Origin of the sequence: Vibrio mangrovi (assembly GCF_024346955.1) — a bacterium.
In the GTDB taxonomy this organism is placed as follows: domain Bacteria; phylum Pseudomonadota; class Gammaproteobacteria; order Enterobacterales; family Vibrionaceae; genus Vibrio; species Vibrio mangrovi.
Genome location: NZ_AP024884.1, coordinates 903,370 through 924,363, shown reverse-complemented (window position 1 = coordinate 924,363; position 20,994 = coordinate 903,370). Strand labels below are relative to the sequence as shown.

The 20,994-nt window shown below is 42.1% G+C and carries 12 protein-coding genes; 8 read left to right on the top strand and 4 right to left on the bottom strand.

The features are described from left to right. Positions 1–199: 199 nt before the first annotated feature. A complete protein-coding gene (locus OCU74_RS20230) occupies positions 200–3,085 on the bottom strand; it encodes an HD domain-containing phosphohydrolase (RefSeq protein WP_087483042.1) in 2,886 nt (961 codons plus the stop codon). A gap of 261 nt (positions 3,086–3,346) precedes the next feature. Here OCU74_RS20230 and OCU74_RS20225 point away from each other — a divergent pair, with 261 nt between their 5' ends. The 3 genes from OCU74_RS20225 (at position 3,347) to OCU74_RS20215 (ending at position 5,613) form a co-directional block, all read left to right on the top strand. After that, positions 3,347–4,090: a phosphatase gene (locus OCU74_RS20225; RefSeq protein WP_087483043.1), complete on the top strand. Its 744-nt coding sequence runs from the start codon at positions 3,347–3,349 to the stop codon at positions 4,088–4,090. 124 nt (positions 4,091–4,214) lie between these two features. Continuing rightward, positions 4,215–4,577, top strand: a complete 363-nt coding sequence (locus OCU74_RS20220) for a cytochrome b562 (protein ID WP_087483044.1) — start codon at positions 4,215–4,217, stop codon at positions 4,575–4,577. A gap of 286 nt (positions 4,578–4,863) precedes the next feature. Further along, positions 4,864–5,613, top strand: a complete 750-nt coding sequence (locus tag OCU74_RS20215; protein ID WP_200807803.1) for a copper homeostasis protein CutC — start codon at positions 4,864–4,866, stop codon at positions 5,611–5,613. 97 nt (positions 5,614–5,710) lie between these two features. Here the strand turns inward: OCU74_RS20215 and OCU74_RS20210 are convergent, their stop codons facing one another. From OCU74_RS20210 to OCU74_RS20200, 3 genes are all read right to left on the bottom strand, one after another. Next, on the bottom strand, positions 5,711–7,252 hold the full coding sequence (locus OCU74_RS20210) for a methyl-accepting chemotaxis protein (protein WP_087483045.1): 1,542 nt from the start codon (positions 7,250–7,252) through the stop codon (positions 5,711–5,713). A gap of 674 nt (positions 7,253–7,926) precedes the next feature. Continuing rightward, a complete protein-coding gene (locus tag OCU74_RS20205; protein ID WP_087483046.1) occupies positions 7,927–8,688 on the bottom strand; it encodes an alpha/beta fold hydrolase in 762 nt (253 codons plus the stop codon). A 257-nt stretch (positions 8,689–8,945) separates the two neighbouring features. Beyond that, a complete protein-coding gene (locus OCU74_RS20200; RefSeq protein WP_087483047.1) occupies positions 8,946–10,388 on the bottom strand; it encodes a 6-phospho-beta-glucosidase in 1,443 nt (480 codons plus the stop codon). 440 nt (positions 10,389–10,828) lie between these two features. Here OCU74_RS20200 and OCU74_RS20195 point away from each other — a divergent pair, with 440 nt between their 5' ends. The 5 genes from OCU74_RS20195 (at position 10,829) to OCU74_RS20175 (ending at position 20,792) form a co-directional block, all read left to right on the top strand. Continuing rightward, a complete protein-coding gene (locus OCU74_RS20195; RefSeq protein WP_087483048.1) occupies positions 10,829–12,028 on the top strand; it encodes a glycine C-acetyltransferase in 1,200 nt (399 codons plus the stop codon). Positions 12,029–12,147: 119 nt separating this feature from the next. After that, positions 12,148–13,179 carry an L-threonine 3-dehydrogenase gene (gene tdh / locus OCU74_RS20190; protein WP_087483049.1) on the top strand — a complete coding sequence of 344 codons (1,032 nt, stop codon included), beginning with the start codon at positions 12,148–12,150 and terminating at the stop codon, positions 13,177–13,179. Between the two features lie 476 nt (positions 13,180–13,655). After that, a complete protein-coding gene (locus OCU74_RS20185) occupies positions 13,656–17,408 on the top strand; it encodes a hypothetical protein (protein ID WP_087483050.1) in 3,753 nt (1,250 codons plus the stop codon). Between the two features lie 135 nt (positions 17,409–17,543). Further along, positions 17,544–18,694, top strand: a protein-coding gene (locus tag OCU74_RS20180) for an IS3 family transposase (protein WP_087483081.1) whose coding sequence is annotated in 2 segments (ribosomal slippage) — positions 17,544–17,781 and positions 17,781–18,694 — 1,152 coding nt in all. Because the reading frame shifts where the segments join, the coding sequence is not laid out codon by codon here. A 511-nt stretch (positions 18,695–19,205) separates the two neighbouring features. Beyond that, positions 19,206–20,792, top strand: a complete 1,587-nt coding sequence (locus OCU74_RS20175; protein WP_261856173.1) for a phospholipase D-like domain-containing protein — start codon at positions 19,206–19,208, stop codon at positions 20,790–20,792. Positions 20,793–20,994: the final 202 nt, after the last annotated feature.

Sequence of the window (20,994 nt, the reverse complement as noted above, 5' to 3'; positions counted from 1 at the left end):
CAATACCAAAATAGAAAATCGGCCCTTTCTATAACAATGATAGGTGTTACCGATATCCATGACACCGATCATGAAAGAGCGAAAAAAACGGACCTCTATTCTCTACGACAATTTGATTTACATCAACCAAAAGTGTCGATTTGATCAACTTATTTGGGCATAAGAAAGACCGGATTGTTTTAGCTCGCTTTTTTTGGGATTACATCTCATGGGTCATTGTTCTGAGATATTGTTTTACCTGTTTAATATGTATGTTTTTATCAATCGGAGTTATCTGTGACTCTTCCAGAAACTCCTGTGCATAACGCAAGTACAGTTCGTTTTCCAGAAATAGCAGATAAATACGGGGATCCAGATGACCGGTGACAGCCATCTCTGTCATGTGTTGGATGACTTCTGAAAGGGTATTCACTTTCTTATACGGACGGTCTCTGGATGTCAGGGATTCAAAGACATCGGCAATAGCCATAACTCTGGCCTGAACGGAAAGTTCTTCAGCTTTTAAGCCTCGGGGGAAACCCTGACCGTCCATGCGTTCATGGTGGCTTCCGGCGATATCCGGAATATTTTTCAAATGTTCAGGGTAGGGAAGTTTGTTCAGCAGCATGATGGTCTGAACAATATGATCATTAAGAATGAAACGCTCTTCTTCGGTGAGTGTGCCGTGACGGACAGAGAGGTTGTGCAGTTCTCCCCGGTTGTATAATAACGGTCCGGGTTTGAGTGAAAAATCCTCTTGCCACATATCCTGAGGATAGTTTCCTTCTTCCCAGGAAATGCAGTGAGCGGCCTTATCATCCAGTAATTTTTCCATCACGGGGAGTGCGGCCGCTTTTCCGGCTCGTTGTTTTTCAAGCAGGGAAACACCTGATTGGTCATCCAGCGTTCGCTTCCAGCTACGTTGTGCAATGCGGTGTAGTGTTTCTATTTTTTCATTGGTCATCGGTTCGCTGCCGGTATTGCAGTGGGCAACAAATGCGAATTCTTCATCCAGTGTCCGGTGAGTTTCTTCCAGTTCTGCCAGCAGAACCGTTTGATCTTTGCCCTCAGTTAATCCCTTCCAGTAATCAGTTTCTGCCTGAAGTTTCAATAGCTCAAAGCGCATGCGGATCTCATGGATGCGATCATAAACGGTTTCTAGTTTCGTGGTTTTGTCAAAGATGTACTCCGGCGTGGTAATTTTCCCGCAGTCATGTAACCAGGCCGCAATATTTAACTCTTCCCATTGTGAATCCGTCATTTTGAAATACGGGTAATAACGGGTATCAGCAGTTGCGGCTTCTGTCAGCCATTGCACCAGCGTTGGAACCCGTTGGAAATGCCCTTTGGTATGAGGTGATTTGGTATCGATGGCGGAAGCGATCAGCTCGATAAAAGCGTAGAACATCTCTTTTTGCTGTTGCAACGTATCGATATTGTCTTTTGCAATTTGAGCGAAGCCCAGTAATTCGCGCAAGAAAGCGTGCTTGTCGGTCTGTTCCTGAGTAATAGGACGCTCGTAGCCCAGGTTCAGAATACCGATGAGCTGACGGTGCCGGTTGAGAAGAGGAAACAGATAAATGTCCGAGTTAAAGAGTTGATCCCGGTATTTTTTAGTGACGTTATCCTGTTTACTGATGTGAACGAGCTCTCCTTTCTGAAGCTGTGATTTTAACCAGGGGGTTTCATTGAGTAGTTCATTGATGTCGATTCTGAAAGGAATGATCGCGTGGTTTGCCAGCGTTGTGAAAGACTCTTTTTCAGCCGAATACATATAGAGAATAATCGTTTCTGCCCGGGTGATTTGGTAACTTTGCTGAGTGATCGTTTTGGCCAGTGTATTGAAATCATGATTACTGGCGGTATTGCGCAATAATTTGAGCAGGTCATGCAGTGTATGCTCCATGAGCTGCAATGACTGGGATAGATTTGTGACTTCTTTGATCATCGATTTGGGATAACGTGTTTTTCTGAATTCAAACCGGGTGATATTGTCTGAAAGCTGGACGAGTGTTTTAAGTGGTTTTGCCAGCCTTGAGGCAACGACGGCGACAATGAGAAAGCAGACAATCAACAGAATGATTGCAGTTTTTACCTGTTGATTGCGCATCGATAGCAGATTCGACAGCAGGTCATCATGGGGCATTGCTTCAGCCAGCATCAGAGTTACATAGGGATTCAATGTGACGGGAGTCAGCGTTAAAGACCAGTCTCTTTCCCCGTCATTGACGGCTTCATAGATCACCTGACTACTCGTACGGTTGAGAATTGGAGCAAATAATGAGTTGTTCAGTTTGTTCCGGTTTTGGGCTGGCGTGTCTGTTACCGATATATTCGCATTATGTTGTGCCAACACATTGTATTGCTGATCAAAAAGAATCAGCTTTGTATGGTCGGAAAAACCAATGCCATTGATTTGTCTGGAAAGTGAGTCCAGTGTGAAATCTGCTCCCACAACTTTATGTCCATCAGGAGATCTTCGTGACAGTGTGACTCCATGTGTTTTCAGAAAATAGAAAAAGTATGGTTCGGTCAGCCGGATCTTCCCATCAAACTGGGCGGAAACAAACCAGGGACGTACACGGGGATCGAACTGGTTATCAAGAGACTGGTGGTGACTGATTTGCTGAAATTGTTCGTCAAGAAAGAAAATGTCATTCTGGCCGTTAGGTTGCGTCTGCTGGGCATAAAGAACCGCATTTGGCGGAGCATCGAAACGTCTTTTCTCCTGTACATCCAGAAGAGGACGCATAATTGTGAAGTCGCCGTTGTCATCGGCAAAATAGAGGGCAACTAAATTGGTATTTTTCTGAAACACCAAAGCGATGGATGCCAGCCAGCGCTTATCATCTATCGGTGAGTGTTCTTTTTCGACGAATGTACTGAATGCCAGAAAATCCAGTGTGGTTAATATCGGCCCGATACTTTGTTTATATTCAGTCTCGATTTTGCGGCTATTTTCATAACTTAATTGTTTCGCTGTCTCAGTAAGTAGTGCCTGAGCATGGTTGTAACTAATCAGAATTAACACGGCACCAACAATCGAAGTTAAAATCAGAAATAAACTGCCAATATGAATGCTAAGAGAGTAGCGACGTAATTTCATAAATTTGTCCGTAAATCGAGCCTTACTCAGAAAGAAGTATCCGTTACTTGGCTATAAGTATTGTCGAATGTGGGCAGGTTGCAAAAAAACCGTTGAAATTGATGATAGTAAGTCACAAAGTGCGTTGATATACCCCAATGCATCTCAAAATGCAGTTTCAGCGAGAATCATTGGCACAGAGGCAAGGCAGAGATTTGAGTCATAGCTATTCTATGGCGAAAATCTCTATATAGTTTTACCGGGAGAGGAGCAGGAGATTTTATGAATATTGTTGTTGATACGCACACGCACACTTATGCGAGCGGTCATGCTTATAGCACTTTGCTTGAGAATGTCAGTATCGCCAAAACAAACGGGTTGGAAATATTATGTACCACTGATCATGCCGAGCGAATGCCCGGAGCGCCGCACCCCTGGTTTTTTGCCAATCAGAAAGTAATACCAAGATTTTTAGAGGGAGTTGCGATTATCCGGGGCGTAGAGGCAAATATCCTGACCGTTCAGGGGGAGATTGATGTTCAGCCGCATGTGCTTTCACAACTGGACTGGGTTATCGGTAGTTTTCATGAGCCGGTATTTGTGCCTGCTGATAAAAGGACACACACTCAGGCTCTGATAAATGTGATCGAACGTGGTGAAGTGGATGCTTTGGGGCACTTGGGGAATCCAAGATTTGACTTTGATTTTGAGCCAGTGATTCAGTGTGCGGCGGAAAACCACGTTGCTATTGAGATCAACAACAGTACATTACTGGGCCATAGCCGGGTTGGTAGTATTGAACGATGCTACGAAATCGGGCGAATTGCGAAACTGTATGGTGCGCCGATCACGACCGGAAGTGATGCCCACTTTTGTCATGCAGTGGGTGAGTTGAGTCTGGTCCGGGAACTGCTTGAGACACTTGAAATTCCTACAGAACAGGTTATCACACACAGCAGCCGTCAGTTTTTACAGTTTTTAGAATTACGGGGTCATAAAGCTATTGCCGATTTCAGTTCAATGTAATCTATATATACCCAAGTTACCTCAAGTGGTGACCTGAAGGGCAATTGTTCTGTAAGGGAGTTTTTCTTGAGGTTGTTTGGGTATATTTATACAGTCAGAAAACAACAATTAAGGAAGCAATCCAATGTTAAAAAAAGTTACAACGGCACTAATGGTTATATGTTTTTCTTCAGTTTTAGCTCATGCTGATGGACTCAAGTCATCAATGAAGCAGATGAAGAAGGCTTTCAGAGATGCTGCTGAATCTTCTAATGTCGAAGAAATGAAAGGCGCTATGACCCGGCTTGATCAAATTGTGGGTAGCCTCGATCAGGGGGAATATGATGGTGATCAGGCAGCAGTATACAAGGAAGGAATCCAGAAACTCTCTGTGGCAATTGCTCAGGTTGAATCTCAACTTGATCAGGGCAATTTACAAGGCGCCAAAGATGAACTGAAAAAGGTTGATGGGCTGAGATCTGAGTATCACCATAAAGTGAAAGATTAATTATCTCAGGAACATGTTAGCTCCGGTGACCGCTTAAAGACAATCATCGGAGCTATTTGGCTGCCTGAAGATATCCATGTACTTTTAGAGAGGGTTATAAACTTCTTTAAATGTGGGGATATAGAAATAATTAATAATGATGGCATTGCCTGATTCATCATATTCTGGTGGATATCTGAGGGTCAGAAAAGGCTTCATGATTTATATTTTGTATATGGCAGTAAATTACTTTGCCCGGTAAATTGATTATTCATGTTTCAGTTACTGTCTGACAAGGCCTCTGCGGATGAATCACATCAAAGTCGAAGTTTGTGTTGATAATATTGAGTCAGTAAAAAATGCGGTGAACGCAGGAGCTGACAGAATTGAGTTATGTAGTTCACTCCAGTTGGGTGGTATTACTCCGACGGCTGGTTTGATTCGTTTTGCAGTCAGGAATGCACCGATCCCGGTTTACGCCATGATTCGTCCCCGAAGCGGGGATTTTTTGTTTTCGAATGACGAAGTTGCATTGGTCAATGACGAGATTCAGTTTCTACATGATATGGGAGTTGACGGCATTGTTATCGGTGCGTTGATGCAGGATGCAACAATCAATCTACAGGCTGTCAGACAGTGGGTCGGCAGTGCGAAGGGAATGGAAGTGACATTTCACCGTGCATTTGACTGGGTTGAAGATCCCTCATCATCTTTGGAACAGTTAATTGACTTGGGTTGTCATCGGGTACTGACCTCCGGACTTCAGGCAACAGCTGTTGCCGGTATTGCGTGTCTGCATAATTTGGTACAGCAGGCGGGTAACCGTATTATTGTAATGCCGGGATGTGGTGTGAATCCGGCCAATGCCAGACAGATCATTGAGTCCACCGGCGCGACAGAAATTCATTTATCAGGAAAAAAGTCCAGACCAAGCCAGATGAAGCGGGTATGTGCCGCGGTGATGGGAAAGGATTCTGCACACGATCATGCTATTGATGTTGCTGATGAGCCGACGATTCGTGCGGTTATTGAACGGCTGGCAATTGATCGGCTGTAGAAAGGCAGGCTGGCGAAAGCCTGTAGAGCAGACCGTACACCGATAAATATTTCCGGTGACGGTCTACGATCAAAGCATTTTCATTTTCCGGTATCTATTATCGGAATGTACTACTCAACTGACCGATGGAAATCGCCTGTTCATCTGTTTGAGTTGCATACTTACTGACTTGAGTAACCAGTTCGTAGTTTTCTACCGCATGTCGCCGGGCATCATTCATATTCTGAGTCATGTCGGCAATGACGGTTCCTTGCTCTTCCATTGCCGCAGCAATCTGCGCTGATTTCTCTTCCAGAACAGATATCTGTTCTTTGACCGAACTCATGACCTGTTGCACGGTTTGTGATTCAAGATTGCACTGGGCGGCCATTTCCTGATTCTGTAGCATTGTTTTTTGCCAGTCAGCCATTGATATCTGCAAATCGACGACTGACTGCTGGATGCTCTGAGTCGCATTCTGAGTTCTGCCGGCAAGGCTGCGGACTTCATCCGCGACCACAGCAAATCCTCTGCCCTGTTCACCAGCTCTTGCTGCTTCTATGGCCGCGTTGAGCGCCAGCAAGTTGGTCTGATCCGCGACTCCCTGAATTTCTGCCATCACTTCAGAAATATTGTTGGCATCTTCTGTAAGTTTCAACAACGTTTCGGCGGCTTCACCGATTTCCTGATGTAACTTGTCGAGAGATTGGCCGTTCGTATGAAGTGTATGTACGGCATGGTTACATTCATCTTTCACTTGCTGAACGTGATCATGGGCGGATATCAGGTTGACATTGACATCATTGATTGTCTGAGTCACTTGAGTGGCCGCAGTTGCCAGTTGGGTCAGCTCGCCTGTTTCAGCTTCAATACTATTGAGTGAATGCCGGCTGAGATTTTTCATCTCTTTGGATAAAGCCATTAAATGATCACCATTATCAGCACTTCTGCCGAGTATCGTTTTTATTTTTGCATTCTGAAATGCAACGTCGTAACTGAGTTTACCAATGAGTCCGCGACCACCGAAAACAAGGCGCGAAGGGCTATTCATGACCGACTCCCGACGTTTGAGATATTTCGGTAGGTTGATAAGTTCATCATAATACAGATAAATATATGTCAGCAGACAGAGACATAACACCGCTGCGGAAAAAATACCGGAAAGAAGGAATGTTCCGATAATCAATCCCAGTCCGAAAATGACCGAGAACAGTGATTTAATAGCGCTGTTTTCCCGAACTGATCGTTCTGATTTTCCCTGATTGATTCGTGAATAAAGCGCTTCAGCCGCTTTGATATCTTCACGCTGGGGGCTGCGCCTTACAGACTGATAGCCGACTATTTTATCACCTTCATACAGCGGGGTGACAAAGGCATTGACCCAATAAAACCGGCCGTCTTTGCAGCGGTTTTTTACCATGCCATGCCAGCTATGCCCCTGCTGAAGGCGAGTCCACATGTCTTTAAACGCAGCTTTTGGCATATCCGGATGGCGAACCATGTTATGAGGCTGACCCACAAGTTCTTCAGCACTAAAGCCTGACACTTTGCAAAATTCATCATTCGCATAAGTAATGTAACTATCCAAATCAGTTGTTGAGACTAATAATTCATCAGGTCCGAAAGTGACCTCACTTTCGTGATGTCTGGGTTGATTCATTGTTATTTCCTTTTTGAGACGACTTATTTTTATTATCTAGGGAGTGATACTTCATTTTCGTTGTATATAAATGGAGAATCATATACCCGGTAACTTCAAGACAGTGGCAGACCCTTATACAAATATCTTTGCTAAGGCTGAAACTGTATCTTGAGGTCATTTAGGTATAGTAATCAATGCTGGTTTAGTGAGTGGTCTAATGATCTCAGGAAATTGTCTGTTATTGGATTAGTCTCATATATTTCTTGTGTCAATGGTTACAGTGGGTTTGACTGGTGAGACACCGATGAGACCTTAAATAATATGCTGTATATTTGACATTATGATGCATAAGATCGACAGCACAAGTTACCTTTCTTTGAAGGTATTTGAGAGAGCTTAAAAAACTTAACTTAAGATAGCCTTAAGAGAAGAAAATGATTATTTAAAAAGGCTGAGGACGCTGAATGGCTGGCCGTATCTGTAAATGAATTTCACATCAATAATAGTAGTTTTTAGGGAACCGGCATTGGAAAATATATGCCCGGTAAGCATTGTTGAAAGGACGGATTGCTGAAAGGACGGATTGCTGAAAGGACGGATTGCTGAAAGGACGGATTATTGAAAGGACTGACACTGTGAAATATCAGGTGCCTGTCCTTACTATTCTTGCCTGTTGCTGTTCGTCTGAAGTATCACTGCGATAAAAACTGATGAACGATTTTGCCGATAATCTCAGGAGATTCCTGATGGGATGCGTGAGCCGTCAATGGGATATTGGCAAAAGATGAGCCTTTGATTTGCTGTTTTAACTCAAGCGCTTCTTGCATCAGGAATAAGAAGTCATTGTCTCCTCGCATGATAAGCGTTGGACAGGTTATTCTTCCTACAGACTGGCCCGGATAGCCATTTTCTGTCATGTCTAGCCAGACTGTTCTGACCGCTTCTACCAGTTTCGGAATATCTGGGTGAGGGTTGGTTGTGTTATATTTTTCAACATCCTGAGAAAAGCGCTGTGTCCAGAATTCAGCAGTGACACTTTGCAGGATTTTTGTGACCTGACTGTCAGCGACTAAGTGCCACTGAGCTCCCAATGTGATCAGCTTTTCAACTTGCCCCGGATGACTTGCAGCCAGACGATAACCGACGATACCGCCATCACTAAACCCAAAGATGGAATAGTGATCGATCTCCAGATACTTCAATATAGTTTCGACATCTTGCTGATACTGTGCATAGCTCAGAGGTAAGTCGCCAAGCGTCGATTTACCATGTCCTCTGAAATCAATGCTGACTATGAAATGGTCTGGTGACAGAAACTCATGCACTCCGTGAAACTCATCCATTGATCCCAGACCTCCGTGTAACAACAGGAGTGGTTTACCTGCAGTATTACCTGATAGTTCGTAATATATTTCTGCACTATCTGTGCTGATTCTACCGTTTTTTGTGCTCATCTTTTTCTCGCTGACTTTCTGGAAATGTCTCTGAATGTTATATATGAATAAAAATAGATTTCATACGTAGAATAGAATAACCCAGCCTGGTGTCAGTTTTTGTCAATAGTGAAACTTGAGTGGGATATGCAGTGATCATTCCCGTCAGGATTGGATGCCAGTCATTTTCTCAGATTATTTATAAAGTTATCGCACCTCCGCTATCGGAGGCGCTTTTGATTGCAGGGGAAAACTACCTGAGAATGGATCTTATGTGCTCAGAGTTTAGAACCGTTGGAAGCAATCACATCTTTATACCAGAAGAAGGACTTTTTACGTGAACGTTGCAGCGTCCCTGTATTGTCATCATGTTTATCCACATAAATAAAGCCGTAACGTTTTTTCATTTCTCCGGTTGTAAACGAGACCAGATCAATACATCCCCATGGTGTATATCCCATTAGATCTACACCATCGACATGAATTGCTTTCGCCATTTCCTGAATGTGGGCACGCAGATAATCGATCCGGTAGTCATCGTTGATTTCACCGTTTTCTTCAACTTTGTCAACGGCACCAAACCCATTTTCGACGATAAATAGTGGCTTCTCATAGCGTTCATAGAGTGTTGTCAGGCTATAACGCAGACCAACCGGATCAATTTGCCATCCCCAGTCACTTGCTTTCAGGTATGGATTGCGGACAGACTGTTTACGGCTGCCGTCAACCAGTTCTTCCTGATTGCTTTGTGTTGCCTGAGAATTCACTGTGCTTGACATGTAGTAGCTAAAACCAATGTAGTCGACAGCCCCAGCGCGTAGAATTGCTTCGTCTTCTTCTGCCATTTCAATGGCGTATCCCTTGTTTTCCCAGTCTTTACGGGCGTAATTCGGGTAGTGGCCTTTCACCATGACATCGGCAAAGATAAAACGGTCCCGCATTGCGATCTCTGCCAGCATGACATCATCCGGATGAGAGGAATATGGGTAAAACGGCACCATCGCAACCATACAGCCAATCTTCAGATCCGGATTCAGCTGGTGCGCTTTGGCAACCACTTTGGCACTGGCGACAAACTGATGATGAGCAGCCTGATACATGGCTTCTTCCGGTTTTTCTTTCTGGGTAAATTTTACGCCGGAGCATGTCCAGCCGAAGATATCCAGTGCGACGTTTTTCTGGTTATTGATTTCATTGAACGTCATCCAGTATTTTACTTTATGCTGATAGCGTTCAATCACTGTCATCGCATATTTAACAAACAGATCAATGACTTTCCGGCTCATCCAGCCATCATATTTCCGGGCGAGGTGATAGGGCATTTCGAAATGGCTGAGTGTAATGACCGGTTCAATACCGTATTTAAGCAGTTCATCGAACATATTATCGTAGAACTGTAATCCGGCTTCACAGGGTGTTTCCTCTTCTCCGGTCGGAAAAATCCGCGTCCAGGCGATACTGGTTCTGAAACATTTGAATCCCATTTCAGCAAAGAGTTTGATGTCTTTTTTATAGCGTCCGTGAAAATCGATGGCTTCATGATTGGGATAAAATTCATCAGGGAGAATACCGTCAGTAATTTTGCGCTGTTTTCCGTAAGCACCAGCGGTGACGACATCAATAATACTCATCCCTTTACCATCGCTGTCCCAGCCACCTTCAAGCTGGTGAGCGGCAACCGCACCACCCCATAAAAAATTCTCCGGAAATTTTGGGTTCATTATGTTCCTCCGATGTGATAGCGACGTGCTGTAAGGGTATAAACGTTCTGATAGTAACGTCCGTATGAAATGATGAGCAATGCATCGGCAGGTAAAGCGTGTTGCTTATCTCATTATATCGTTTTCATCCTTCTATTGTTTTCCTCTGGTGTCTGGTTACTTCGTTTTCTCTAAAGCCACAATAAAGATGATTTGTGAATTTAATTCAATAATGATTTTCCCCTGTGAGGGATAATTGCTTTTCTCCACATGGATTAAACTTATACCTAAGTAATGTCAATGGTATCCAAATCTCGGCCTTGTCTCTGTGCCCTGTGATTCTCGCTGAAACAGTATCGTGAGGTTATTTGGGTATAAATAACGTGTTTTTTACACTGTAAATACTGTAATCGTTTGAAATCACCGACTAGGGTAATTCAATAAATATCAAGGAAATAGCTATGTCCTCTGCATTCTACGAACACATCCAACATCAGATCGAATCGACTAAAGAAGAAGGGCTGTATAAATCGGAGCGGGTAATTACATCGGCTCAGCAGGCGGCAGTGCATATCAATACCGGAGATGAAGTCCTGAACTTCTGTGCCAATAACTATCTTGGTCTGGCTGATCATCCTGAACTGATTAAAGCGGCAAAAGCGGGTATGGATAGCCACGGTTTTGGGATGGCGTCTGTTCGTTTTATCTGTGGAACGCAGGACATTCATAAAACGCTGGAACAGAAGCTGTCAGACTTTCTGGGGAAAGAAGACACAATTTTGTATACCTCTTGTTTTGATGCCAATGGCGGATTGTTCGAAACGCTGCTGGATAAAGAAGATGCCATCATTTCTGATGCGCTTAACCATGCATCAATTATCGATGGTGTCCGTCTGTGTAAAGCGATGCGTTTCCGTTACAGCAATAACAATATGGCTGAACTGGAGCAACAACTGATTGCCGCAGATCAGGCCGGAGCCCGGCATAAAATGATTGTGACCGATGGTGTGTTTTCTATGGACGGTGTGGTTGCTAACCTGCCTGCTATTTGTGATTTGGCAGAAAAATATGATGCGCTGGTCATGGTCGATGACTCTCATGCGGTTGGTTTTATGGGTGAAAATGGACGGGGAACTCATGAATATCATCATGTTATGGATCGCGTTGATATTATTACCGGAACTTTGGGGAAAGCAATGGGCGGAGCTTCCGGCGGTTATACAGCCGGGAAGAAAGAAGTTATCGACTGGTTGCGCCAGCGTTCCAGACCTTATCTGTTTTCGAACTCGGTTGCTCCGGCAATTGTTGCCGCATCTATCCGGGTATTGGATCTTCTGGCCGAAAGTGGTGAATTAAGAGCTCGTTTGTGGGAAAACGCTGCTCATTTCCGTCTACGCATGACAGAAGCCGGTTTCACGCTAGCCGGCGCAGATCATGCCATTATTCCAATTATGCTGGGCGATGCCAAAGCTGCTGCCGAATTTGCTGAACGGGCTCTGGCTCATGGGATCTACGTGGTTGGATTCTCTTATCCGGTCGTGCCGAAAGGGCAGGCCAGAATCCGGACGCAAATGTCCGCGGCTCATTCAAAACAGCAACTCGATAAAGCAATCGACGTATTTATTCAGGTTGGTCGCGAGATGGGTATTATCAACGGTTAAAGTGAATGGTGCTCTGAGATGTTTTGCAGCTTAGAGCACACCACATGAGAGTTCAAAATGATCGTTACTTCAAACAAAGATGATTGTTACTTTAAGATGGTTGCTACAGAGGCGGTCTTATGAAAATTAAAGCATTATCAAAGCTGAAACCCGAGCAGGGGATCTGGATGACTTCGGTGGATATGCCGGAACTGGGTCACAATGATTTGCTGATTAAAATTAAGAAGACCGCCATCTGCGGTACAGATGTACATATTTATAACTGGGATGAGTGGTCGCAGAAAACCATTCCGGTACCGATGGTTGTCGGACATGAATATGTCGGGCAAGTCGTCGGTATCGGGCAGGAAGTCCGTGGCTTTTCTATCGGAGACCGGGTTTCCGGTGAAGGGCATATTACCTGCGGGCATTGTCGTAACTGTCGTGGCGGACGGACACATCTGTGCCGGAATACGATTGGTGTCGGGGTGAACCGGACCGGCGCATTTGCCGAATATCTGGTGATTCCTGCATACAATGCATTTAAAATCCCGGATGAAATCTCCGATGATCTGGCGGCGATTTTCGATCCGTTCGGAAACGCAGTTCATACCGCGCTTTCATTTGATATGGTCGGGGAAGATGTACTGATCACTGGTGCCGGTCCGATCGGGATCATGGCCGCCGCCGTTGCCAGACATGTCGGTGCCCGTCATGTGGTTATCACCGACGTTAATCCTTATCGTCTGCAACTGGCTGAAAAAATGGGTGTGACCCGGACGGTTAATGTTGCCGAAGAAAACCTGAATGATGTCATGGCTGAACTCGGTATGACCGAAGGATTCGATGTCGGACTGGAAATGTCCGGTGTTCCGGTTGCATTCCGCACCATGCTGGAAGCCATGAACCACGGGGGACGAATCGCTCTGCTGGGAATTCCACCTTCTGACATGGGTATCGACTGGACTCAGGTAATTTTCAAAGGCTTGGTTATCAAAGGTATTTATGGCCGGGAAATGTTCGAAACCTGGTACAAGATGGCAAGCTTGATCCAATCCGGTCTCGATCTGACCCCAATCATCACGCATCATTACAAGATTGATGATTTCCAGAAAGGCTTCGACGTCATGCGTAGCGGGGCTTCCGGGAAAGTTATCCTCGACTGGCAGTAAGATTGAGAGCGCTCTGAAAGGGGCGCTTTGTGTATGTGTTACTACTGGGTGTATAAACAGTAAAGTGGAAGATAAAGCCCAATTTAGCCCCAAAAAAAGCCCCAATTTAGCCCCAAAATGAAGATTCCCCTTCAATGAATATTCCGAAAAAGCCCCAAGAAGCTTTGTTAGCACTAACATACTTTTGCCCCTAAGTTTGTTAGCGCATTTACTCAGTGGTAGAACGTGCTACTGAAGTCACAGTACTTTAGCAGCATCGAAGCTGTGGTAGGAACCTCCCAGAACCGAGCATATACGGTGTTCTCAATCAGTAACGTTCGCTAGCACCGGACAAGCTAATGAATAGTTAAAACTTGAGTTGTACAATACAATAACAGCCCCGACATTTTTAATCTAGAAACAGTATAGAGAACTGAAACTTAACCCAATAAAAGCTCGATAAGAACAGATGCGAAAATGAAAATGGATAATTTCTCATGAAAGATATAAAAATAGATATCACAAAAACGTTTGACGCTAGGCCACTATATAACGGGAAATCTCTTCCCCAATATGGTGAAGCTGAGCTATTTATTGGAGATATGGAATGCTCAAAAATTATATCTGGAATGAGCATTTTTCTTCTGAACATTGTCAATCAGAGTACTAATGAACGTTTTATTTCAGAGCTTTGTTTTATTTCTCCCCCTGAACAAGCAAATATTTACAGTTTTGATTCCATTTTTGATAGCGTTTTAAACGCATTTAAAGATCTTTATGGAACGCCACCAACAGCACGGAATATTGAATTTTTAAAGAAAATATTACAAGTACATCATGTAAAAGATATGAGTATTGAATCCGTTGTAGAAGTCGCAAAAAAGGCCCGCGAAAAATCTGTCATTTTGCTACCGCTATGTTGCAAGTACAAAAGCAGTCATACAACGAAAACAAATCGAGGAAAAAGACTATTATCTGGTAGCTATGAATCCAATTGGGTTAATAATCTAGTTGAGTTATCTGAAGGACTGATTTATGAAGCTAAAAAAAATAAAAATTTCATAGTATTAACAGATAGAGAACTTCCACCTATTCAAGCAGAAAACCAAGAAAAAATAGTCACAGTAGATGGATTGTATCCAGTTTGGATGGGGGATTACTCTAAAGGAGAAATGGGAGCCAGCGACCTCCAACCTAAAATAATGAAATGGTCAGCTTTATGCTTGCAGGGGAAAGTTGAAAAAGCTTTATTTGAATTAGAAAACAGTGATTTGAATTCATCTATAATAAAACAAATTAAAATTCAGCTGCTACATAAAGGTGACAGATTAGGGCAAGCCTCCGACATAATAAGAGAAATGTCAGACCGTAATTCGATTGTGTCTCCTGAAGCATCAATAAATTATTCCCGCATTGCCCTACAAGCAGGGGAAAGAGAGTTGGCAGCTAGGCTAATTGATGGGCAGATAAATAAACTATTTACACAACAAGAGTTAGAACTTGTGCTTTTAGTCAGTACAGATTTAAAAAGATATGATTTTGCCAAAGAAGCATATCATCGATTACAAGGCCTTTTCGAAACCTCTGCTGTTTTAAAAGAAAATAAATGCCTTCGTTTACTAGAATTAGTGTCAGATGAAAACCCAGAGGATTTAAACAGTCGCATATTTGGTTTTGACGAAGTCGAGTTACTAACAATAAGAACTACAGATCTTGTTGAAGAATCTAATGAGCTAATTCAAACAAGTCAGAATCAAGAGAAGTTTTCACTAATCTACATCACCAATGCCATAAAAGCAGCTAAATCTAAAGACTATATGGCGTCTCTAAAATTATCTATAAAAGTTAACTCATCCTCTTTATACAAACTCCATTCAGTCTATAAAATCATCTATTGTCTAGAGCAACTAATCCTTTTAGGATTCGACATATCTAAAAACGAAAAACTAATCAAGGTAACTCTAAATGAAATAATAGAGTACGTAGCTGTTAATCCAGACTTAACACACTTAAGAACAAAGCTTTTCTCATTAGTATCTATTGCAAATTTTGGTAAATATGGATTACCAGCCTTAGCCTCTTTAGCTTTAAAGTTGGCTAGTCGTGGACTTAGAATAAATAAAGTTAGAAATGCAGAAAAAGAAAGTGTATCGAATGAACAAGTTACAGATTTTATCAGGAAAGTTTTCGATTGGCTAGATAAGGAAAGCGTAATTGAACTGGGAGTCTCTTCCTTGCCGGAGCGACTAATTCCTGAAGATGTTGATGGTCACCTCGTTTCACTTAAAAATCTCCTAAACTATGGAGTTCAAGATGGACGTGAAGATCTGGATATTACGGAACAATTAGCATATGTAATTAGCCTTTTAGCACCACACGCTGATAAGTTAATAGCCGAAGATTTATTCGCATTGAAACTACTTGCAAACCATTTCTGGTCACAGAACAATCCTCAGCTAGCTAGGAATTTAGCTGAACAGATCATAGATGTTTCTCTTAATGATGCTACAAGGAAGTTAATTGCTTGGAGTTGTTACTCAGATATCTACTTACGCCAAGCAAAGCCTTTAGATGCATTGATTGCATGTTGTTGTTGTTTTTCTATCGATGAGGCAATTGAACCTAAACACGCCTTTGAGATTATATTTTTGTTAGCAAAAATTACTCGTGACTTACACCTATCGGATATTTCCCTACAAATTACTGCTAACGCTTCACAATTAGTCGACAATTACGATATAGGAATTCAAGCAGGTTTAAGGCTTCAAAACTTAAATGCCGGAATTAAACTGCTCGAAATAACATCATGGAAAAGTCAAGAAGCGTCTTCTTTGATTGATGAGTTAACTTCTCTTTCAAAGCAAGTAATAGAAAAAGGTGAAGAAATTCTTCCCACGGCAATCCTTCTTTACCAAGCTGTAGAAAAAGCTAAACACGATGGCTTAAAACTACAAAAAGACACTATTGAAGTGCTCAAAGAAATTAGTAACAGGTTGCCGATAAGCACCCTAGAAAAAATTAGGGTTATGAGTAGTCTCACACCAGAAATTCACGACATTTTTTCGCTTAACGACAGTATACAGATTGGCGATTTTTCACAAGATCGGCCTGAAGATTTAAAGATGGTTAAGCTCTTGGCTAGGAGAAACTTAAGTCATGATTCTTCAAACTATGACAAAAAAGATTTGTTTAACTTACTGGAATTATTGAGTGATAGTGCAACTAATTCAAAAGCACCACAAAATGAATCAGATAGATATGAGCTATTTGATTATGCCACAAGCCTTTCCTCACAAGGGTTTACTGTTCTTCAAATTGCCTTAAACCAAAATGGTGATTTGCGAGGGACGATAATTAAAAATGGGATTTTTGAGTCTCTAGTGGAAACAAAAGCTTTTAAAGAGAACCTATTAACTTGGCAAAAGTCATACCCTCATAAATACGGAGATATTCGAGAGCAAGAAGGCAATAATGTATTTTATGAAACTATGTCAGAACTGGAAATATCCATTCCTAACACTGAACGCTTAATCGTCTGTGCTGAACCAAATTTACAACAAATACCATTAAATATTTTGCAAATAAACAGAGATTTTTTGGGACAAAAAACTTCATGTTGTTATGTTCCGTCTATAAGTTGGCTTAAACAATTAACTGAACGGAATAAAGTGAAGAGAAATAAAAGGTCTGCGTGGATTTCAATTTCTCAAGATAGTTTAGGCACGTTGGAAATAGCCCATAGTCGCTTAACACCTGTGTTTGAGGAGTATCAATTTGAGGTTTCAACTGAGAGTAAAATACCTTTTCATTGTTCAAACTCTCAATTAGCCGTTATAACTGCTCATGGAGGAATAGCAAGCGACAATGGCTATTTTAAAAAAATCGCAGATGAACAAGAATTTTACTTTAGTCCTGCAACTCTTGCGTCAAGCATAAAAAACTGTGGAGTTATTGTTTTGTTTGTTTGTAGTGGCGGGAAGTTAGATCAATCTCCCTATTCTGAAACAACTTTTGGGTTACCCAAGTTACTCCTAGAGAATAGTTGTGAAACAGTTATCGCTTCACCTTGGCCACTAGACTCATTCTTTATACATAGATGGCTTGAAGCATTTATAAATGAATGGGACTCTGGATCTTGTGCTCTAGACGCATGTTTCTATGCCAACAAAACTATAATGGAAGAAAATAGTTATTTTGCTGGTAGAGGGTTAGCAATGACGTTATTTGGAAATCCTTTAATCACCAAATAATAAAAATTAACGGTAGTGTTCAGGAATCTATGTCATTTCAGTAAAATATAGAAAACAGGAATGACATATGACTGAATAGCCACCGACTTGATAGACACCTTTTAGTTAGACAAAATGACTAACAGAGAGGTGCTTATGAGCAGCAAAAGATATCCAGAAGAATTTAAAATTGAAGCGGTAAAACAGGTCACGGAAAAAGGTCATAGTGTGGCTGATGTTGCCAACCGCTTAGGGACGACTACCCACAGCCTTTATGCTTGGGTGAAGCGCTACGGTCCCGACTCCTCCCAACACCAAGCTCAATCTGATGAAAGTGCCGAAATTCGCAGGCTTCGAAAAGAACTGCAAAGAGTCACCGAAGAGCGGGATATACTAAAAAAAGCCGCGGTGTACTTCGCAAGCCAGTCCGACTGAGGTACGCCTTCATCAAAGCCAATCAGTCTATTTGGCCTGTTCGACGGATGTGTAAAATCCTTGGGGTTCATCCCAGTGGTTATTATGCCTGGTTAAAACACCCTGACAGCAAACAAGAGAAACGGCGTAAATATCTTCTCGGGCTTATCAAACAGTTTTGGTTGGAATCAGGCGGGGTTTATGGCTATCGAAAGATATACAGTGACCTACGAGATGAAGGTGAATCCTGTGGGATCAATCAAGTGTATCGCTTGATGAAGCGAGAAGGCTTACAGTCACAACGCGGATATCGTAAACCCAGAGCTAAAGCGGGTACTGAGCATGTCATTTCGGCAAACAAATTAGCCAGAGAGTTCAATCCAACGGCTCCAAATCAATCATGGGTAACCGATATTACCTATATAAAAACACATGAAGGTTGGTTGTATCTTGCCGTTGTTGTTGATCTTTTTTCTAGAAGAGTGATTGGCTGGTCGATGAAAAGTCGAATAACTAAAGAGTTGGTTTTGGATGCGCTTTTAATGGCTATATGGCGACGTTCTCCAATCCAAAAGGTACTTGTACATTCCGATCAAGGTAGCCAGTATACAAGTCACGACTGGAACAAGTTCTTAAAGCAACATGGACTAGAAGCCAGTATGAGCCGTCGAGGTAATTGTCACGATAATGCTGTGGCAGAAAGCTTTTTCCAGCTACTGAAAAGAGAAAGAATCAAACGCAAAATCTACTCCACACGGGGAGATGCTCGCATGGATATCTTTGAATACATAGAGATGTTCTACAACGTGAAGCGCAGGCATGGTTCCAATAATCAATTGTCACCTGTAGAGTATGAGAAGCAATATGAGAGAAGACTAACTAGTGTCTACTGACTCGGTGGCTATTCAATCCAAGGGACACATTCTATTCTCGCATTGCGAAGCAATTTTAATAATGTGTTATATAAATATACCCGAAATACAAGTTGCTTGGATTATGCACTGGTTCCTAATGGGCATGTTAATGATGTACAGATCTGTGCAATACAAAATAATCAGGTGACGGCGCCATTGGAAAGATACGGGGCCGATCATGCGATCATGATGCTGCGAATACGCCACCAGTAATGATTTTCAGTGGGTAATATGTGATTCACATGAAATAACCCTCCAGCATTTAATTCATCTATCAATAACATCTAGTTTTTCAACTTAGAGCATTTATTTACTTTATTGTCGTCGCCGATGAAGTACGTAACCTGTTGTTATGGACAGTAATGGAGAATTTTTTGAAATCGATCAGGTGATCACGGCAATCGATACCAATACGGAAGATCTCATTCTCATTGGCTGGGATTGGTTGATAATGTGGTTTAACAACGTGACATCGTATGGTGTTTTTTGTATGTTACTGATATCAATCTGTTCTGTATCAGACACTCTCAACATGAATACCATCAATACTTTTGCGATAAAAACAACGTTGCTAATTTTTTTGCTTTTAACTATCGGCTGTAGTTCAACTCCGGATAGCGTACCGCTATCGGATGCAAATTATTGTTTGAATACCTCTCATGTTAAGACTGAAACGTTAACCGAATACCTTAAGCCATACCGTGAGAAGATGAAGCATCAGACGGGAACATATGTGTTGGAGCAGGGTGCTGAAGCAATGATGTCTCGTGCATGGCTGGCTGAAAGAGCAGAAAAATCGATTGATATTCAATATTTTATTTTCTCAGTAGATAACATTGGCTTAATCGCAACTGATTATCTTGTCCGGGCTGCTGAACGTGGTGTTAAAGTCAGAGTGTTGGTCGATGATATTATGGTGCAGGCTAAAGGTGATGAATTACTGATGTTAGCTGCTCATGATAATATTGATATTAAGATATATAACCCTAATGCGAATATCGGCAAAAACATCATTGATAAATTTGCCACGGTTGTGTTTAATTTTCATAAATTGAATCAAAGAATGCACAATAAGGTTTTTATTGTTGACAACCAGCTTGCAATTACCGGTGGGCGGAATATAGCCGATGAATATTTTGGTTTCGACCACACCTATAATTTTCGTGACCGGGATGTTTTTCTAGCAGGGAAAGTGGTCTCAGACATCACTTCTTCATTTAAAGAGTTCTGGCAAAGTGATCTGAGTGTCCCTGTAGAAGAATTACTTGAGGATAATCCTTACGATCATAACCCGGAGTTCACAAGATTACATTCATATGCCTGTGACCCTCAAAACTTTAATCAGGAAATACGGGCTGAAATTGAAAAAGTGCCGGAAACGTTTGAACACCTTGCTCAGGAAGGGAGCTTTTTGTGGCTGGATAAGGTTGAGTATGTTTCCGATAAGCCCGGGAAAAATGACGGCCAACACTTTTTAGGTGGTGGCGGTATGACACAGGATAAGTTAGTCGAATTAGCCGATGCTGCTCAGAAATCTATCACTATTCAGACACCTTATCTGGTTACAACGGCATCTGACCGGGCATTTTTAAAATCTTTGGTGGATAGAGGTGTTGAAATTAATATATTGACCAACAGCCTTGCATCTAATGACAATCTTGAAGCTTTCAGTGGTTACCAGAGAGACAGGAATGCGTTATTAAGCACTGGGGTTAATATCTATGAATTCAAACCCGATGCAAAAATACGACATCGTGTGATGACGGATCATATGTTTAAGAAATTGCCCATTGTTCCTATTTTTGGCTTACATGCGAAGACAATGACGGTAGACGATAAAATTACAGTAATCGGTTCTTATAACTTTGACCCACGCAGTAAAAACCTGAATACCGAATGTATTACCGTCATTTATTCACCTCAGATAACCCAACAAGTTAAAGCAAATATCCTTCTGGAAATGGAGCCAGACAATGCCTGGCGAATCAGTGAGGACTTTAACCCTGATCATACTGTGAATTTATCTAAGCGTTTTGGCGTTAAAATCCGGCGAATTGTCCCTAAAAACATTTTGTAGTAGAAGTTCATTCTCAAAGAGTGTTATTCCGAAACGAATAACACTCTTTGACTTACACTGATGTCAAAGGATTTATCTGAACGTGTCTTGCTTTTTGATGCTGGTTATTTGCTTAGGATTCTAAGCTGTGTATACCCAGTATCAATAAATATATTCAAGAAAAGTATGGATTTCACATAATATTTATTTATATAGTGAATTA

What these genes read in the sequence shown, in the direction of transcription:
- OCU74_RS20230 (WP_087483042.1), bottom strand. Translation starts at nt 3,085, where the DNA reads ATGAAATTACGTCGCTACTCTCTTAGCATTCATATTGGCAGTTTATTT.
- OCU74_RS20225 (WP_087483043.1), top strand. Translation starts at nt 3,347, where the DNA reads ATGAATATTGTTGTTGATACGCACACGCACACTTATGCGAGCGGTCAT.
- OCU74_RS20220 (WP_087483044.1), top strand. Translation starts at nt 4,215, where the DNA reads ATGTTAAAAAAAGTTACAACGGCACTAATGGTTATATGTTTTTCTTCA.
- OCU74_RS20215 (WP_200807803.1), top strand. Translation starts at nt 4,864, where the DNA reads ATGAATCACATCAAAGTCGAAGTTTGTGTTGATAATATTGAGTCAGTA.
- OCU74_RS20210 (WP_087483045.1), bottom strand. Translation starts at nt 7,252, where the DNA reads ATGAATCAACCCAGACATCACGAAAGTGAGGTCACTTTCGGACCTGAT.
- OCU74_RS20205 (WP_087483046.1), bottom strand. Translation starts at nt 8,688, where the DNA reads ATGAGCACAAAAAACGGTAGAATCAGCACAGATAGTGCAGAAATATAT.
- OCU74_RS20200 (WP_087483047.1), bottom strand. Translation starts at nt 10,388, where the DNA reads ATGAACCCAAAATTTCCGGAGAATTTTTTATGGGGTGGTGCGGTTGCC.
- OCU74_RS20195 (WP_087483048.1), top strand. Translation starts at nt 10,829, where the DNA reads ATGTCCTCTGCATTCTACGAACACATCCAACATCAGATCGAATCGACT.
- tdh (WP_087483049.1), top strand. Translation starts at nt 12,148, where the DNA reads ATGAAAATTAAAGCATTATCAAAGCTGAAACCCGAGCAGGGGATCTGG.
- OCU74_RS20185 (WP_087483050.1), top strand. Translation starts at nt 13,656, where the DNA reads ATGAAAGATATAAAAATAGATATCACAAAAACGTTTGACGCTAGGCCA.
- OCU74_RS20175 (WP_261856173.1), top strand. Translation starts at nt 19,206, where the DNA reads ATGTTACTGATATCAATCTGTTCTGTATCAGACACTCTCAACATGAAT.